General features: G+C 74.7%; 14 protein-coding genes and 1 pseudogene. 5 read left to right on the top strand and 10 right to left on the bottom strand.

Annotation, left to right across the window (positions count from 1 at the left end; all coding sequences use genetic code 11):
* Positions 1 to 274 precede the first annotated feature (274 nt).
* The gene (locus tag FGW37_RS28365) at positions 275 to 1,495 is read right to left on the bottom strand and encodes an ROK family protein (protein WP_179083663.1); all 1,221 of its coding nucleotides are present in this window, start codon (positions 1,493 to 1,495) and stop codon (positions 275 to 277) included.
* A 17-nt stretch (positions 1,496 to 1,512) separates the two neighbouring features.
* On the opposite strand from FGW37_RS28365, the gene FGW37_RS28360 reads away from it, so the two are divergent.
* The gene (locus FGW37_RS28360; RefSeq protein ID WP_179083662.1) at positions 1,513 to 2,733 is read left to right on the top strand and encodes an MFS transporter; all 1,221 of its coding nucleotides are present in this window, start codon (positions 1,513 to 1,515) and stop codon (positions 2,731 to 2,733) included.
* Positions 2,734 to 2,810: 77 nt separating this feature from the next.
* Positions 2,811 to 3,710 (top strand): DUF2797 domain-containing protein, encoded by a 900-nt coding sequence (locus FGW37_RS28355; protein ID WP_179083661.1) that lies wholly within the window; start codon positions 2,811 to 2,813, stop codon positions 3,708 to 3,710.
* Between the two features lie 98 nt (positions 3,711 to 3,808).
* Here FGW37_RS28355 and FGW37_RS28350 read toward each other — a convergent pair.
* Positions 3,809 to 4,057: pseudogene (locus FGW37_RS28350) on the bottom strand (response regulator); the annotation flags it as partial.
* Between the two features lie 70 nt (positions 4,058 to 4,127).
* Positions 4,128 to 5,357: a geranylgeranyl reductase family protein gene (locus FGW37_RS28345; protein WP_343067201.1), complete on the bottom strand. Its 1,230-nt coding sequence runs from the start codon at positions 5,355 to 5,357 to the stop codon at positions 4,128 to 4,130.
* A gap of 176 nt (positions 5,358 to 5,533) precedes the next feature.
* On the opposite strand from FGW37_RS28345, the gene FGW37_RS28340 reads away from it, so the two are divergent.
* On the top strand, positions 5,534 to 6,931 hold the full coding sequence (locus FGW37_RS28340) for a dipeptidase (protein WP_179083659.1): 1,398 nt from the start codon (positions 5,534 to 5,536) through the stop codon (positions 6,929 to 6,931).
* Between the two features lie 222 nt (positions 6,932 to 7,153).
* Here FGW37_RS28340 and FGW37_RS28335 read toward each other — a convergent pair whose 3' ends face one another.
* Both FGW37_RS28335 and FGW37_RS28330 read right to left on the bottom strand, forming a co-directional pair.
* Positions 7,154 to 8,191 carry an NUDIX hydrolase gene (locus FGW37_RS28335; protein WP_179083658.1) on the bottom strand — a complete coding sequence of 346 codons (1,038 nt, stop codon included), beginning with the start codon at positions 8,189 to 8,191 and terminating at the stop codon, positions 7,154 to 7,156.
* 207 nt (positions 8,192 to 8,398) lie between these two features.
* Positions 8,399 to 9,370, bottom strand: a complete 972-nt coding sequence (locus FGW37_RS28330) for an ROK family protein (protein WP_179083657.1) — start codon at positions 9,368 to 9,370, stop codon at positions 8,399 to 8,401.
* A 188-nt stretch (positions 9,371 to 9,558) separates the two neighbouring features.
* On the opposite strand from FGW37_RS28330, the gene FGW37_RS28325 reads away from it, so the two are divergent.
* Complete coding sequence (locus FGW37_RS28325) at positions 9,559 to 10,548, top strand: LacI family DNA-binding transcriptional regulator (RefSeq protein WP_179084954.1); 990 nt, start codon at positions 9,559 to 9,561, stop codon at positions 10,546 to 10,548.
* A 15-nt stretch (positions 10,549 to 10,563) separates the two neighbouring features.
* Here FGW37_RS28325 and FGW37_RS28320 read toward each other — a convergent pair whose 3' ends face one another.
* The 5 genes from FGW37_RS28320 to FGW37_RS28300 form a co-directional block, all read right to left on the bottom strand.
* Complete coding sequence (locus FGW37_RS28320) at positions 10,564 to 11,838, bottom strand: DUF6986 family protein (protein WP_179083656.1); 1,275 nt, start codon at positions 11,836 to 11,838, stop codon at positions 10,564 to 10,566.
* A gap of 201 nt (positions 11,839 to 12,039) precedes the next feature.
* Positions 12,040 to 13,002 (bottom strand): electron transfer flavoprotein subunit alpha/FixB family protein, encoded by a 963-nt coding sequence (locus FGW37_RS28315; protein ID WP_179083655.1) that lies wholly within the window; start codon positions 13,000 to 13,002, stop codon positions 12,040 to 12,042.
* Between the two features lie 57 nt (positions 13,003 to 13,059).
* The gene (locus FGW37_RS28310; protein WP_058042856.1) at positions 13,060 to 13,848 is read right to left on the bottom strand and encodes an electron transfer flavoprotein subunit beta/FixA family protein; all 789 of its coding nucleotides are present in this window, start codon (positions 13,846 to 13,848) and stop codon (positions 13,060 to 13,062) included.
* A gap of 188 nt (positions 13,849 to 14,036) precedes the next feature.
* Entirely contained in the window at positions 14,037 to 14,540 is a 504-nt protein-coding gene (locus FGW37_RS28305) for a flavin reductase family protein (protein ID WP_179084953.1), read from the bottom strand.
* A 215-nt stretch (positions 14,541 to 14,755) separates the two neighbouring features.
* Entirely contained in the window at positions 14,756 to 15,130 is a 375-nt protein-coding gene (locus FGW37_RS28300) for a TlpA family protein disulfide reductase (protein WP_179083654.1), read from the bottom strand.
* 304 nt (positions 15,131 to 15,434) lie between these two features.
* Between FGW37_RS28300 and FGW37_RS28295 the strand changes: the two genes are divergently transcribed.
* Positions 15,435 to 16,166 (top strand): lysophospholipid acyltransferase family protein, encoded by a 732-nt coding sequence (locus FGW37_RS28295; protein WP_179083653.1) that lies wholly within the window; start codon positions 15,435 to 15,437, stop codon positions 16,164 to 16,166.
* The last annotated feature ends 18 nt before the right edge of the window (positions 16,167 to 16,184 follow it).

The following is a 16,184-nucleotide window of genomic DNA, read 5'->3' as shown; positions in this document are numbered from 1 at the left end:
CGGGTGCGTTCACGACGGCGGCCGGGCGAGGGGGAAGCAGGGGTTCCAGGGCCCGGGCCGCCGTCGGCCAGGCCGGCGGGTCGCCTTACGGCCCACTGTCGTACGGCCGGCTGCCGTACGGCTGCCGCGCGGTGAGTACGCAGGGGTGGTGCGCGTACTCCGCGGCGTGGTGCGTGGTTCTCTCGTTCTTTCAGCGACCTGTGTCAGCGATCCGTGTAAGCAGCCGGTGAGCGGTCACGCGTGCGCGCGCACGCGTGACCGCTCACGACGTCCGTCAGCCCAGGGCCGCCAGCGGGTCGTCGAGGACGGGCTGCCAGGCGGCTTCGGCCGCGCCGATGAGGCTGTTGTAGTCGAGGGTGCAGGGCAGGATCGGCACGCTGCCGCTGCGGCCCCACAGGCTGCGGTCGGCGACGACGGCGCGCAACCGCTCGGGATCGGCGTCCAGCAGGGCGCGGTGGAGCCCGCCGAGGATGATGCGGTCGGGGTTGAGGATGTTGACCAGACCAGCGAGGCCGAGGCCGAGCCGGTCGACGATCAGCTCGGCGGCGGTGCGCACGGCCGGGTCGGAGTACTCCGTGCGGAGCAGGTCGCGGGACTGCTGCAGGAGGGAGACCTCGGGCCCGGGGGTGCGGCCGGCCGCGGTGAGGAAGGCGAGCGGGTCCGTCTCGACGTCGAGGCAGCCGCGGCTGCCGCAGTGGCAGGGCAGACCGGCGGGGTTGACGGTGAGGTGGCCGACCTCCAGGGCGAGGCCGGAGCTGCCGCTGTGCAGGCGGCCGTCGAGGACGAGTGCTCCGCCGACGCCGCGGTGGCCCGTGGCCACGCACAGCAGGTGCCGGGAGCCGCGGCCGGCGCCGTGCCGGTGTTCGGCGAGCGCGGCGAGGTTGACGTCGTTGCCGGTGGAGCCGGTGGCGGTGGCGCCCCCGGGCCCGGGGATCCCGGCCTTGGCAAGGGCCTGGGTGAACAGCTCGCGGACCGGCGCGCCGGCGGGCCAGGACAGGTGGAGCGGATTGAGGGCGGTGCCCTCCGGCTCGGCGACGGCCGAGGGGACGGCGAGGCCCGCGCCCAGGCAGCGGCGGCCGGTCTCGCGCAGCAGGCCGGCCCCGGCCTCGACCACGGCGTCGATGATGTGCGACGGGTCGGCGGGGACGGTCATGCAGCCGGGTGCGGTGGCGACCATCCGGCCGCCGAGGCCCACGAGCGCGGCGCGGAAGCCGTCGGCGTGGACCTGGGCGGCGAGTACCACCGGTCCGCCGGGCGCGACGGACAGCCGGTGCGAGGGGCGGCCCTGGGAGCCGGCCGCCGCGGGGCGGGCGTCGACGGTGATCAGTCCGAGGGCCTCCAGCTCGGCGGCGACGGCACCGGCGGTCGCGCGCGTCACCCCGAGTTCGGCGGTGAGCACCGCGCGCGTGGGGGCGCGGCCGGTGTGTACGAGCTCCAGGGCCGGGCCGAGGGCGCCGCGGCCCCGCTCCAAACGTGTTGTCCGAGTCTGGGTCACACCCCTATTCTGACTTTGTGCCGACGCTAAACAAAATACGGACGGCCCTTCTGGGCGAACAGCGCCCGGCTCCGGCCGCACCCGCCCTCCGCCGCCTCCGCATCGCCATCACCCTGTTCTTCGCCCTCGACGGCTTCCTCTTCGCCGGCTGGGTGGTCCGCATCCCCGCGATCAAGGAGCAGACCGGGGCGTCCACGGGCGCCCTCGGCCTGGCCCTCCTCGGAGTGTCGGCGGGCGCGGTGGCCACCATGATGCTGACCGGGCGGCTCTGCCGCCGGTTCGGGAGCCACCCGGTGACCGTCGCCGCCGCCGTAGTGATGTCCGCGGGGATCGCACTGCCGCCCCTGACGCATTCGGCCCCGGCCCTCGGCCTGGTCCTGCTCGTCTTCGGCGCCGCCTACGGCGGCATCAACGTCGCCATGAACAGCGCGGCCGTCGACCTCGTCGCCGCGCTCCGCAGGCCCGTGATGCCGGGCTTCCACGCCGCGTTCAGCCTCGGCGGGATGCTGGGCGCAGGGCTGGGCGGCCTCGTCGCCGGACAGCTCTCCCCCACCCGCCACCTGCTGTTCCTGACCCTGATCGGGCTCGCCGTCACCGCGGTCGCGGGACGCACCCTCCTGACGCACCCGGCGCCGCGGACCGAGCGGGCCCGGCCCGCCGCGGCGGCGGACGGCACCCCTGCCGGCCGGGGGAGGCGGACGGTCGCCCTCTTCGGCGTGATCGCCCTGTGCACGGCCTACGGCGAAGGGGCGCTCGCGGACTGGGGCGCGCTGCACCTGCAGCAGGACCTCGGAGCCCGCGCGGGCGTCGCGGCCGCCGGCTACTCCGCCTTCGCGCTCGCCATGACCCTGGGCCGGCTGGGCGGCACCGTGCTGCTCGAACGCCTCGGCCAGACGGCGACGCTCGTCGCAGGCGGGGCCGCGGCCGCCGCAGGCATGCTGCTCGGAGCGCTGGCACCCACGGTCTGGGCCGCTCTCGTGGGATTCGCGGTCACGGGCCTGGGGCTGGCCAACATCTTCCCCGTCGCGGTCGGACGGGCCGGGGAGCTGGGCGGTCCGGCCGGCGTGGCCGCGGCCTCCACCTTCGGCTACGGCGGAATGCTGCTCGGGCCTCCGGTCATCGGCCTCCTCGCCGACGGGTCGTCCCTGCCCACGGCGCTGACCACCGTCGCGGCCCTCGCAGCCGTGGCGGCGGCCGTCGCCTACGCCACGCGCCGCACGGTCGCCGGGGCTCGCTGAGGCGCATCCGCCCGCGGGCGGCGGCGTTGTCAGTGGGGGCTGACACAATCCGAAGGCGTGGACGGAAGGGGTGGGCCATGAGCGCCGAGCAGGGGGACTGGCGGTGCGGCGGCGTGCGCTGGGAGGCCGCGGGGCCGTCCCTGGCCTGGCTGCACCCCGTGCACGGCGAGCGCAGCACCCCGCTGCCCGCAGGGCGTCCGATCGCCTTCACGACGGGCGGCGCACGGCGGTGCGTGGGGGTCCGCAGGGCCGGCCGGCGCACGCCGTGCCCGGTGGGCGCGGAGGTGGCGGCGCCCGCGGTCTCGGCGCAGTGCGCGGAGTGCGCACGGCTGGACCGCTCGCACTCGGTCGCCGCCGACACCGCCCTCGACGACCCCCGCCCGTACGACGTGTACCTGGCGTGGTCGGTGCCCGGAGCGGTCAAGGTCGGCATCACCGCGGCCGAGCGCGAAGGGGTGCGCCTGCTCGAACAGGGCGCGCTGTCCTACGCACTGCTGGGGCGCGGGCCGCTGATGGCGGCTCGCCGCGCGGAGGCCGTGCTCGGCGCGGCGCTCTCGGTGCCCGACCGCATCCCCTATGCCGCCAAGCGGGCCGCCCGGTGCCCCGCGCCCGCCCAGGAGTCGCGGACGGCCGAGCTGGCCGCCCTGCACGCGCAGGCGTGCGGGCTCGGCACGCTGCCGGAATCGCTGACCGTGCTGCCCTTCGCCGCCGTGCACCACGACGCGGTCTTCCACCTCGACCGGCTGCGGCCGGGCTGCGGGACGGTCGTGCTCGCGCCCGGGTGCACGATATCGGGCAGCGTCGCCGCGGTGGCGGGGCCCGACCTGTACCTGGACGCGGCGGACGGCCGGCAACTGCTGGTGGACGCACGGCAGCTGGCCGGGTGGGCGCTCACGGCGGCGGCGCCGGGGTCGGAGACGACGGCGGAGGTGCACGTACGCCCGCCCGAGGCCACCGGTCCGGAGGCCCTCTTCTGACAGGGCCGCCGCGCCACGGAGGAGCGGGTGCAGGAGCGGGGTCAGCCCGGTTTGACCCGCCGATGCCGGTCGGCGTCGTATCTCGCGCCGGCGGACCCGGCGATGAGGCCGCGGGGCACGCCCGGCGCGAGCAGGGCGTCCCCGTGCACCACGGCCCGCACCGCACGCAGCGGTTCCTCCGGCTCGGTGTCCTAGGCCGGGAAGCCCGAGACGCCGGAGCGGATGGCCTCGAAGACGCACTCGTCCAGTTCGAAGGTGGTGATCACGAGACCCTCAAGGACCGGCATGCGAATGTCCATGAAGACGATGCCCGGCCGCAGTTCACGCACGAGGGCGAGGGCCTGCTCCGGGGCGCCCGGAGACCGGCCGACGGCCGGGGAGCGCCGGGCGCCCCGGGACCGGCGGCCGCGCCGGGAGCTACGGGCGGTCCGCCGCGGAGAGCACGCGCCGGGCCATCGGGTGCGTCCGGACGATCTCCGCGAGCGTGGTCGTGCCCCGGGTGATCCTGGTGAAGGCGTGCCACGCGGGGCGGAAGCCGGTGAGCGCGGCGTGCATCAGACCCGGGCGGCGCTCGTAGAAGGCGAGCATGCGGCGGCCGACGCCCATCTCCACGCCCAGCCCGGCCTTGATGGCGAAGGCGTAGTTGAGGGCCTGACGGCGGGCGTCGACCGCGTCCTGCGCCTCGCCGATGCGGACCGCCCACTCCCCCGCCAGCCGGCCCGAGCGCAGGGCGAAGGAGATGCCCTCGCGGGTCCACGGCTCCAGCAGGCCCGCGGCGTCGCCGCAGACGATGACGCGGCCGCGGGAGAGCGGGGAGTCGTCCGAGCGGCAGCGGGTGAGGTGGCCGGAGGTGATGCTCGGCTCGAAGCCCGCGAGGCCGAGGCGGGCGATGAAGTCCTCCAGGTACCGCTTGGTGGCCGAGCCGTCGCCGCGGGCCGAGATCACACCGACGGTGAGGGTGTCGCCCTTGGGGAAGACCCAGCCGTAACTGCCGGGGATCGGGCCCCAGTCGATGAGCACGCGCCCGGCCCAGTCCTCGGCGACCGTCGGGGGCACGGGGATCTCGGCCTCCAGGCCGAGGTCGACCTGGGCGAGCTTCACTCCCACGTGTGCCCCTATGCGCCCGGCGCTGCCGTCGGCCCCGACGACCGCACGGGCGAGGACGGTCTCGCCGCTCGAGAGGACCACGGCGACCGCGCGCCGGTCGGGCACGGCCGGGCCGTGCTGCTCGACGCGCGAGACGGTCACGCCCGTGCGCAGCTCGGCGCCGGCGTCCTTGGCGGCCTCGACCAGGGCGGCGTCGAACTCGGGCCGGTTGATGAGACCGAACAGCATCCGCTTGGAGCGGCGCGTGCGCGTCAGCTTCCCGTTGAGGGAGAAGGTGACGGCGTGGACGCGGTCGCGCAGGGGCAGTTCGAAGCCGGGCGGCAGGGCGTCCCGCGAGGGGCCGATGATGCCGCCGCCGCACGTCTTGTAGCGCGGCAGCTCGGCCTTCTCCAGGAGCAGTACCCGGCGGCCCGTGGAGGCGGCGGCGTGGGCCGCGGAAGCCCCGCCGGGCCCGGCGCCCACCACCACGACGTCCCACACCGGCTCCGGGCCCCCGCCCGCGTCCCGCTCCGCGCCCTCGGCTGTGTTGTCGCTGCTCACCTGTGCTTCTACTCCCGCTCGATCACCGGCTACGGCTACCGCCCGCATCCTACGGCCAGCCTCTCGCGGCGCCACCACGGGAAGGCCGTGGGCGCAGCAGGAGGCGGGCGTGGGAGGATCGACGGCACAATCGCCCATACGTACGGATACAACGCCGCGTCCACAAGGAGCGTTCCATGGAAGCGTCCTCGAACCATCACCACCGGCCGGTCCCGGCCGAGCTCGCGGCGACGGTCGCCTCGCTGCAGTCCCGCGCCAGGACCGAGCTGGCCGAGCTGGTGGCCTTCCGATCGGTGGCGGACGAGGCGCAGTTCCCGAAGAGCGAGTGCGAGGCGGCCGCGGGCTGGGTGGCCGACGCCCTGCGGGCCGAGGGGTTCGAGGACGTCGCCCTCCTCGACACCCCCGACGGCACTCAGTCCGTCTACGGCTTCCTCCCCGGCCCGGCGGGCGCCCCCACCGTGCTGCTCTACGCGCACTACGACGTGCAGCCGCCGCTGGACGAGTCCGCCTGGCTCACGCCCCCCTTCGAGCTGACCGAGCGCGACGGGCGCTGGTACGGGCGCGGCGCGGCCGACTGCAAGGGCGGGGTGATCCTGCACCTGACCGCCCTGCGCGCGCTCAAGGAGCACGGCGGTGTGCCGGTCAGCGTGAAGATGATCGTCGAAGGCTCGGAGGAGCAGGGCACCGGTGGCCTGGAGCGCTACGCCACGGCGCACCCGGAGCTGCTGGCCGCCGACAGCATCGTCATCGGCGACGCCGGCAACTTCCGCGTGGGCCTGCCCACGGCCACCGCGACGCTGCGCGGCATGACGCTCGTCCGCGTCCGGGTGGACACCCTGGAGGGCAATCTGCACTCGGGCCAGTTCGGCGGCGCGGCGCCCGACGCCCTGGCGGCGCTGATCCGCATGCTCGACTCGCTGCGCGCAGAGGACGGTTCGACGACCGTCACCGGCCTGGAGGCCGAGGCGGCGGCGAGCTGGGAGGGCATGCAGTACCCGGAGGAGGACTTCCGCAAGGACGCCAGGGTTCTCGACGGCGTGGGGCTGATCGGCTCGGGCACCGTCGCCGACCGGCTGTGGGCGCGTCCCGCCGTCACCGTCCTCGGCATCGACTGCCCGCCCGTCATCGGTGCCACCCCCTCGGTCCACGCGGGTGCCCGGGCGCTGATCAGCCTGCGCGTGCCGCCGGGCACGGACGCGGTCGCGGCGACGAAGCTGCTGGGCGAGCACCTGAAGGCGGCGGCCCCGTGGGGCGCGCGCGTCGCGGTGGAGCAGATCGGGCAGGGGCAGGCGTTCCGCGCGGACACCGGCAGCCCGGCCTACACGGCGATGGCCGACGCCATGCGCATCGCGTACCCGGGCCAGGAGATGCAGATCTCCGGCATGGGCGGCTCGATCCCGCTGTGCAACACCCTCACCGCGCTGTACCCGGAGGCGGAGATCCTGCTGATCGGGCTGAGCGAGCCCGAGGCGCAGATCCACGCGGTCAACGAGAGCGTCTCGCCGGAGGAGCTGGAGCGGCTCTCCCTGGCGGAGGCCCTGTTCCTGGGCAACTACGCGGAGAGCAAGCGGTAGCCGTTCCGGCGGATCGCAAAGAGCGGATCGCGAAGAGCGGGCCGGTTCCGGTAGCCGGGCATTGCGCCGGACGCTCACCACGGTGGCCTGTCGCCGTTGCGGCGGCCGGTTCTTCCGAAGGAGGCATTCTTCCGAAGGACGCGCCGGTTCCGGTGGGCGGGTATGCGGGCATTCCGCCGTTCGGGAACCGGGCTCCGGGGCACGCGCCCCGGAGCCGGGGGGTCACCCCACGGGAACCCCCGCTTCGAGGTTGAGCGGGCGCCCCTGCTCGCGGGCGCGCAGCGCCCAGCGCAGCCTGCTCAGCCGCACGGGCGGCAGCAGGGAGGCCGCCTCGCTCTCGGTGACGAACCGCCAGCCGCGCAGCTCGGAACCGGGCAGCAGGAGCCGGCGGGCGTCGGCCCCGGCCAGCCGCCCGCCGTCGAAGAGGAACCGCAGGCCGCCGTAGCCGGGCGGCTTGGGCGGCTCCCAGTCGACGACCAGCAGGCGGGGCACCTCGGCGAGCTGGATGCCGATCTCCTCGGCCACCTCGCGCATCCCGGCGCGGGCGGGCGCCTCGCCGGGCTCGACCACGCCGCCGGGGAACTCCCAGCCCGGCTTGTACGTGGGGTCGACCAGCAGGAAGCGGTCCTCCTCGTCGAAGAGGAGCACCCCGGCGGCCAGCGTCTCGGCCGTCGGCTCGGGGGTCTGCACGATGGCGCACGCCCCCGCGGCGCCGCTGCGCACGGCGTCCGCGACCCGCTCGGCCGCCTCACGCGGCGTCAGCCGGCCGGTCTCGACGGCGTAGGCGTCGGTACGGAGCCAGGGGAGCGCCTCGCGGTAGGGGGCGATGTGGTCCAGCGCCCACTGCCGGACGGACTCGCTGCGGTCGGGGTCGTCCGCGAACTCCTCGCGGCCTGCTATCCGGGCGCGCAGGATCGTTTCGTCGACATCCAGCAGCACATGTCGCACCGGAATGCGGCGTGCGGCGAGCCCTCCGAAGATCTCGTCCCGGTACTCCTGGCGCAGCAGGGTCATGGGGACGACGAGCACCCCGCCGACCTCGGCGAGCAGGGCGGCCGCCGCGTCGACGACCAGCCGCCGCCAGACCGGCAGGTCCTGGAAGTCGCCGACCTCGCCCATTCTCTTGGGCGGCAGCAGGTACTGCAGCGCCCCGCCGATCACCTCGGGGTCGTAGAGGGTGCTGTCCGGGATCAGCTCGGTCAGTTCCCTGGCCGTGCTGGTCTTCCCCGCACTGAACGCGCCGTTCAGCCAGACGATCACGGTTCCCCCTTCTCCGTAGACCCCTGTGAAGTGCCCGGAACACCTTGCCACGGAAACGCGTGTGAGGGGCACGGTGCCGGGGGTCCCCGGCCGCCGGAAGGGGCGGGCCCCGGCCGGGGCTTCCGGCTGCGTCCAACACGGCAGCGGCCCCTACCGCCACTGTCCGGCGCGTTCTACGACAGAACCGGGGTCTCCCCTCGCCGGGCGCTACGCCGGGCCGGGCTCCCGGGCGGTCCACAGCCCGAGGTGCTGCGCGGCGGCCGCGGCGGCCCCCACGAGGCCCGCGTCGGAGCCCAGTTCGGCGGGCAGCACCTCGATGCCCGCCGCGAACGACAGCGTCGCGTAGTCGCGCAGGCGCGCGCGCAGCGGGGCGAAGAGGACGTCCCCCGCACCCGCCACGCCGCCGCCTATGACGGCGACCTCGACCTCGACCAGCGTCGCGGTCGCGGCGATGCCCGCGGCCAGGGCCTGGGCGGCCCGCTCGAAGGAGGCGCGGGCCACGGCGTCCCCCGCTCGCGCGGCAGCGGCGACGGCAGCCGCGCTCCGGTCGCCGTCCGGGCCCGGGAGCCATCCGGCATCCAGCGCGCGGCGCGCGATGTTGGGCCCGCTGGCGATGCGTTCGACGCAGCCGCGGGCGCCGCAGGGACAGGGGTCGCCGTCGAGGTCGACGCTGATGTGCCCGATGTGGCCCGCGTTGCCGGTGGGACCGGGGTGCAGGCGGCCGCCGAGGACCAGGCCGCCGCCGACGCCGGTGGACACCACCATGCACAGGGCGTTCGCGCGCCCCCGGGCGGCGCCCTGCCAGTGCTCGGCCGCGGTCATCGCGACACCGTCGCCGACGAGCACCACCGGCAGGCCGTCCGCCCGCCGCGCCACCTCGGCGACCAGGGGGTAGTCCCGCCAGCCGGGGACGTTGACGGGGCTGACGGTCCCCCGGGACGCGTCCACCGGCCCCGCGCTGCCGATGCCGACGGCCCGTACGCGCGACCACTGCGCCGCGCGCCCGAGCTCCTCCAGCACCGCCGCCACCGCGCCCATCACCGTGGCACCGTCCTCGCGCGCGGGGGTCGGCCGCTGCGCGCGGGCCAGCAGCCGGCCACGGTCGTCCACCAGCGCGCCCGCGATCTTGGTGCCGCCGATGTCGAGGGCGGCGACAAGGCCGGCGAAGTCGGTGCGCATGGGGACGATCTCTCCTGGTGGGGCAGGGTGCGGGCGCTGCGGAGGCCAGTCTGTCCGGATCTGACAACGTTGTCTAGGCTCTATGCTCGACGTCACCCCGCACCGGCCCCTGGTAAGGACGAGCACCCGTGTCGAGCAGCGCCCAGCCCGCCCGCAGCCCCTCCCCCCGATACGGCGCCCGCCCGACGATGAAGGACGTGGCGGCCCGCGCCGGCGTCGGCCTGAAGACCGTCTCGCGGGTGGTGAACGGAGAGCCGGGCGTCACCCCCGACACCGAGCGGCGGGTGCAGGACGCGATCACGGCCCTGGGCTTCCGGCGCAACGACAGCGCCCGCATCCTGCGCAAGGGCCGCACCGCCTCCATCGGGCTCGTCCTCGAAGACCTCGCCGACCCCTTCTACGCGCCCCTCAACCGGGCCGTCGAGGAGGTCGCCCGCGCCCACGGCGCCCTGCTCATCAACGGCTCCAGCGCGGAGGACCCGGAGCGCGAGCGGGAGCTCGCGCTGGCCTTCTGCGCCCGCCGGGTCGACGGTCTGATCATCATTCCGGCCGGCGACGACCACCGCTACCTCGAACCGGAGATCGCGGCGGGCATCGCCACGGTCTTCGTCGACCGCCCGGCCGGCCGGACCGACGCCGACGTCGTGCTCTCCGACAGCTTCGGCGGCGCCCGCGAGGGCGTCGCCCACCTCGTCGCACACGGCCACCGCCGCATCGGCTTCATCGGCGACCGCCCGCGCATCCACACCGCCACCGAGCGGCTGCGCGGCTACCGCGCCGCCATGGCCGCCGCCGGCCTGCCCGTGGACGAGTCCTGGGTGTCCCTGGGGCCCACGGCCCCCGAGCGCGTGCGCGCCGAGGCGGAGCGGATGCTCGCCGGGCCGCAGCCGGTGACCGCGCTGTTCACCGGCAACAACCGGGTGACGGCCACGGTCGTGCGCGTTCTGGCCCGCTCGCCCCGCCCGGTCGCCCTCGTGGGCTTCGACGACCTCGAACTGGCCGACCTGCTCTCCCCCGGCGTCACCGTCGTCGCCCAGGACGCGGCCCGGCTGGGCCGCACCGCCGCCGAACGGCTCTTCCGCCAGCTGGACGGGGTGGCGGAGCCGCCGCAGCGGGTGGAGCTGCCGACCCGCCTGATCGTCCGCGGCTCGGGCGAGCTGCCCCCCGCGGAGGGCTGAGGAGGCTGCGGACGTTCAGCCCGCCCGCCCCGCGAGCCCCTCCAGGCCGTCGCGGCTCAGGCCCGTCAGGGCCGTCACCTCCGCCGCGTCCACGGCGCCGCAGTCCAGGCCGCGCAGCAGGTGGCCGCTGAGCGCCCGCGCGGTGGCGGGCTCGTCGAGGATGTCGCCGCCGGAGCGGTTGACGTAGGCGTCCAGGCGGGCGGCGGCGCTCTCCAGGCCCTCGCGGTAGAAGGCGTACACCGCGGCGTAGCGGGTGGGCAGATGGCCCGGGTGCATGTCCCAGCCCTGGTAGTAGGCGCGTGTCAACGACCGGCGCACGAGGCCGTAGTGGAGCCGCCAGGCGGCGTGCACCTGGGATGCCGGCCCGACGGGCAGGACGTTGGTCGAGCCGTCGGAGACGCGGACGCCGGTGCCCGCCGCGGCCACCTGCATGACGGCCTTCGCGTGGTCGGCGACGGGGTGGTCGGGCGACTGGTGCGCGGCGCCCACGCCGCAGGAGGCGCTGTAGTCGAACGTGCCGTAGTGCAGCGAAGTCGCGCGCCCGCCCGCCGCGTCGATCATCCGGGCGACGGTGGTGCGCCCGTCGGCCCCGAGGATCGCCTGCGTGGTCTCGATCTGTATCTCGAAGCGGATCCGGCCGGGCTCCAGCCCCCGCGCCTTCTCGAACTCCCCGGCGAGCTCGGCCATGGCGGCCACCTGCTCGGCGTAGGTGACCTTGGGCAGGGTGAGGAGCAGCCCTTCGGGCAGCCCGCCCGCCTCCATCAGGCCGGTGAGGAAGATGTCGAGGGTGCGGATGCCGCGGTCCCGGACGGCTGCCTCCATGCACTTCATGCGGATGCCCATGAACGGCGCCGCGGTGCCGTCCTCGTACATCCCGGCCACCAGCCGTGCCGCACGGGCGGCCGCCGCGTCCTCCTCGTCGTCGGGGCGCGGCCCGTAGCCGTCCTCGAAGTCGATGCGGAGGTCCTCGACGGGCTCCCGCTCCAGTTTGGCGCGCATGCGGTCGTGGACGGGACCGGCGAGGGCCTCGGGGAGGCCGAGGACGGCGGCGAAGGAGGCGGCGTCGGGCGCGTGTTCGTCGAGGGCGGCGAGCGCCCGGCCGCCCCAGAAGCGGAGGGTGTCGGCGGCGAAGACGTCGGCGGGGACGTAGACGGTGTGGACGGGCTGGCGGGTGCCGGGGTCGCCGGGGTAGCGGCGCGCGAGCTCGGCGTCGACGCCCGCGAGGGAGGCGCCTATGCGCTCCCCCACCGCGCTCGCGAAGGTCGTCGCGACCGTCCGGTGCTGTCCCATGGCACACCCTTCCGCACAGCCTCCCCGGCCGGCGCCGGAAGGTACTCCCACAGACGGAACCGATCGTCCGTGCGGGCGAAGCTATCGACGGCCCGGCGGCGGGTCAACAGGCCGTCACGCGCGCGTACCGGGCCGCCCGCATACGACAGAGCCCCCGCACGCCGTCGCGTACGGGGGCCCCGGCACGGTGGTGCCGCGGGGTCAGCCCTTGCGGGTCTTGACCTCGTCGGTCAGCTGCGGGACGACCTCGAAGAGGTCGCCGACCACGCCGTAGTCGACCAGGTCGAAGATCGGGGCCTCGGCGTCCTTGTTGACGGCCACGATGGTCTTCGAGGTCTGCATGCCGGCCCGGTGCTGGATGGCGCCGGAGATGCCCGCCGCGATGTACAGCTGCGGCGAAACGGACTTGCCGGTCTGGCCGACCTGGTTGGTGTGCGGGTACCAGCCGGCGTCCACGGCGGCGCGGGAGGCGCCGACGGCCGCGCCGAGCGAGTCGGCGAGGGCCTCGATGATCGAGAAGTTCTCGGCGCCGTTGACGCCGCGGCCGCCGGAGACCACGATCGCGGCCTCGGTCAGCTCGGGACGGCCGGTCGACTCGCGCGGGGTGCGGGAGACGACCTTGGTGCCGGTGGACTTCTCGCCGAAGGCGACGGCGAGCTGCTCGACCGTACCGGCGGCCTGGGCGGCCTCCGGGGCGGCGGAGTTGGGCTTGACGGTGATGACCGGGGTGCCCTTGGTGACGCGGGACTTGGTGGAGTACGAGGCCGCGAAGACGGACTGCGTGGCCACCGGGCCCTCGGCACCGGCCTCCAGGTCGACGGCGTCGGTGATGATGCCGGAGCCGATGCGGACCGCGAGGCGGGCCGCGATCTCCTTGCCCTCGGCGGAGGACGGCAGCAGCACGGCGGCCGGCGAGACGGCGTTGTACGCGGCCTCCAGCGCGTCGACCTTCGGCGCGACGAGGTAGTCGGTGAACTCGGGCGCGTCGGCCGCGAGGACCTTCACCGCGCCGTACTCGCCGAGCACGGCGGCCGCGGCGTCGGCACCGGCGCCCAGGTGCACGGCGACGGGCTCGCCGATGCGGCGGGCGAGGGTGAGCAGTTCGAGGGTGGGCTTGCGGACGGCGCCGTCCACGTGGTCGACGTAGACGAGGACTTCAGCCATGGCGTTGCTCCTGCGGAAAAAGTGGGGCGGGTGACGGTTCGTTCGGGATCAGAGAGCTCAGATGAACTTCTGGCCCGCGAGGAACTCGGCGAGCTGCTTGCCGCCCTCGCCCTCGTCCTTGACGACGGTGCCGGCCGTGCGGGCCGGGCGCTCCGTGGCCTCGTCGACCTTGGTCCAGGCACCCTCCAGGCCGACCTCCTCGGCCTCGAGGCCGAGGTCGGAGAGGTCCAGGGACTCCACCGGCTTCTTCTTGGCCGCCATGATGCCCTTGAAGGACGGGTAGCGGGCCTCGCCGGACTGGTCGGTCACGGAGACGACGGCCGGGAGGGAGGCCTCCAGCTGCTCGCTGGCGGCGTCGCCGTCGCGGCGGCCGGTCACCTTGCCGTCCTCGACCTTGACCTCGGAGAGCAGGGTGACCTGCGGGACGCCCAGGCGCTCGGCGAGCATCGCCGGGACGACGCCCATGCCGCCGTCGGTGGAGGCCATGCCGGAGACGACCAGGTCGTAGCCGACGTGCTCCAGGGCCTTGGCCAGCACCAGCGAGGTGCCGAGGGCGTCGGTGCCGTGGAGGTCGTCGTCCTCGACGTGGACGGCCTTGTCCGCACCCATGGAAAGCGCCTTGCGCAGCGCGTCCTTGGCGTCCTCGGGGCCGACGGTCAGGACGGTGATCTCCGCGTCGTCGTCGGCCGCCTCCTTGATCTGCAGCGCCTGCTCGACCGCGTACTCGTCGAGCTCCGAGAGCAGGCCGTCCACGTCGTCGCGGTCGACGGTCAGGTCTTCGGCGAAGTGCCGGTCGCCGGTGGCGTCGGGCACGTACTTCACAGTGACAACGATCCTCAAGCTCACGCCGGCTCTCCTACTGCATCGTCTCTTCGTAGCTGCCTTGGCAGGCAGCATAGGCGCCTTGTGGGGCGGATTCCGCCCGTGGCGGGCCGCGCCTCGAACGGAATGTTACTCGTCAGTACAGCGACCTGTTCACCCGGGCGCAAGGCCGGTCGGCTGTGATCTGTCCAACGCGGGAAACGCGGGACGTCTCAGTCCCGCAGACCGTTGAAGCGCCCCTGGTGATAGACGAGCGGACGGCCCGCCCCGGCGGAGTCGCCCGCGACGACCTCGGCGAGCACGACCCGGTGGTCCCCGGCGGGCACCCGGGCCACCACGCGGCACACCAGCCACGCGAGAACGCCGTCCAGCAGCGGCACGCCCTCCGGCCCGGGACGCCAGCTCGTGGGCGCGGCGAAGCGGTCGGCACCGCTGCGCGCGAAGGTCGCGGCCAGCTCCCGCTGGTGCTCGCCGAGTATGTGCACGCCGACGTGGTCCGCCTCGGCGAGCACAGGCCAGCTGGAGGAGCCGGTGCCCGCCCCGAAGGAGACCAGGGGAGGCTCCGCGGCGACGGACGTCAGCGAGGTGGCCGTGAAGCCGACCGGGCGCGCGCCCTGCGCGGTGATCACGGCGACGCCGGCGGCGTGCCGGCGGAAGACGGAGCGCAGCAGTTCGGGGGTGGCGAGGGAGGTGCCGAGCCCGGGCATGGCCGTCATGGAACTGTCCTTCTGCTGGAGGGTCGAGCCGATCCGAACGGTCGTCGCGGTGCTCACGCGCCCGGACAGCACGCGCTCGCCGTCCGCAGCAGGCCGCCGGCGTGCGCACGTCCGTGGGGAAACGGTCCTGGCCACACGACGTCACACTGACGATTCGCGGTGCGGAGCGTCAAGGGCGGCCCGGGAGATGGGAGAGGGATCACGATCACGGCGGCTCACACCGCCGCACCGAGCGCCGCGATGACGTCGGCCTTGCGCGGCTGCCCGGTCGCGCGGCGCACGATGCGGCCGGCGGCGTCGAGGACGAGGACGGTGGGCGTCGCGGTGATCGCCAGGGCCCGCACGAGGGCGAGGTGCGCCTCCGCGTCGACCTCGACGTGGGCGACCCCGCCGACCATGGCCGCGACCTGCTCCAGGGTGCGCCTGGTCGCCCGGCAGGGCTGGCAGAAGGCGCTGGAGAACTGCACGAGCGTGGCGCGCTCCCCCAGCTCCCCGCCGATGTCGGCGGCCTTCAGCCGCAGCCCGTCGTCGCCCTCGCGCAGCACGCTTCGCCCCCGCTTTCCCGTTTCGTCCAGGCCTTCACCGGCCATGCGTCCCCAAGTGCAGCGCCGTGGACACCGGGGAAAATTCCGCCGCGCCCGCCGGTGATTTCCGGCTGGATTCCGGCCTACGTGATGAGGATCTCCCGGCCGCCGGGCCGTCCTCGCTGGCCCCGGGCCGGGCATTCAGGCACGATCTGGCAGAAGCCACACCCTACGGCCGCGTAACTTTGCCGGTGACGCCGGTGTACGGCGGGCACTACAGCAGTACACGGGCACCACAGCAGTACATCAGCAACAGAAGCAGCACTTCAGCCGGGAGTCCCCTCCCCAGGCCCGGAAGGAACCTCCCCCGATGGCAGAGCTCGTCTACCCCCCGGTGATCGGTGTCGCCCGCACCATGTTCAAGGCGCTCGACCTGCGCTTCGACATCCAGGGAGCCGAGCACGTCCCGGCGCGGGGCGGGGCCGTCCTGGTGAGCAACCACATCGGCTACCTCGACTTCGTCTTCTGCGGCCTGGCCGCCCGCCCCGCCAAGCGGCTGGTGCGGTTCATGGCGAAGGAGTCCGTCTTCCGGCACAAGGTGTCGGGGCCGCTGATGCGCGCGATGAAGCACATCCCAGTGGACCGCGCGGCCGGCATGGACGCCTACAAGCACGCGCTCTCCGCACTGCGCTCGGGCGAGATCATCGGCGTCTTCCCGGAGGCGACGATCTCCCAGTCGTTCACGCTCAAGAACTTCAAGTCCGGCGCGGCGCGGCTCGCCCAGGAGGCCGGGGTGCCGCTGCTGCCGATGGCGCTGTGGGGCACCCAGCGGCTGTGGACCAAGGGCCACAAGCGCGACCTGAGCCGCAACCACGTGCCGATCGCGATACGGGTCGGCGAGCCGATGACCGCCGACCCCGCCGAGCACGCGGACACCGTCAGTGACCGGGTGCGCTCCCGGGTGCAGGAGCTCCTGGAGGCGGCCCAGCGCGCCTATCCCGTGCGCCCCAAGGACGCGAACGACACCTGGTGGATCCCGGCCCACCTCGGCGGCACGGCGCCCGCGCCGCACGAGGCGGCCGCCTCGGACCGGCGCGGCTAGGGCCCGTACGGAACCGAG

Origin of the sequence: Streptomyces rectiverticillatus (assembly GCF_013394065.1) — a bacterium.
GTDB lineage: Bacteria > Actinomycetota > Actinomycetes > Streptomycetales > Streptomycetaceae > Streptomyces > Streptomyces rectiverticillatus.
This window is presented reverse-complemented; position numbering and strand designations above follow the sequence as displayed.

Bases quoted from the DNA above. Each gene is read 5' to 3' on its own strand.
- FGW37_RS28355 (WP_179083661.1), top strand. From the start codon at position 2,811: ATGAGCGCCGAGCAGGGGGACTGGCGGTGCGGCGGCGTGCGCTGGGAG.
- FGW37_RS28340 (WP_179083659.1), top strand. From the start codon at position 5,534: ATGGAAGCGTCCTCGAACCATCACCACCGGCCGGTCCCGGCCGAGCTC.
- FGW37_RS28330 (WP_179083657.1), bottom strand. From the start codon at position 9,370: ATGCGCACCGACTTCGCCGGCCTTGTCGCCGCCCTCGACATCGGCGGC.
- FGW37_RS28325 (WP_179084954.1), top strand. From the start codon at position 9,559: ATGAAGGACGTGGCGGCCCGCGCCGGCGTCGGCCTGAAGACCGTCTCG.
- FGW37_RS28320 (WP_179083656.1), bottom strand. From the start codon at position 11,838: ATGGGACAGCACCGGACGGTCGCGACGACCTTCGCGAGCGCGGTGGGG.
- FGW37_RS28315 (WP_179083655.1), bottom strand. From the start codon at position 13,002: ATGGCTGAAGTCCTCGTCTACGTCGACCACGTGGACGGCGCCGTCCGC.
- FGW37_RS28305 (WP_179084953.1), bottom strand. From the start codon at position 14,540: ATGACGGCCATGCCCGGGCTCGGCACCTCCCTCGCCACCCCCGAACTG.
- FGW37_RS28300 (WP_179083654.1), bottom strand. From the start codon at position 15,130: ATGGCCGGTGAAGGCCTGGACGAAACGGGAAAGCGGGGGCGAAGCGTG.
- FGW37_RS28295 (WP_179083653.1), top strand. From the start codon at position 15,435: ATGGCAGAGCTCGTCTACCCCCCGGTGATCGGTGTCGCCCGCACCATG.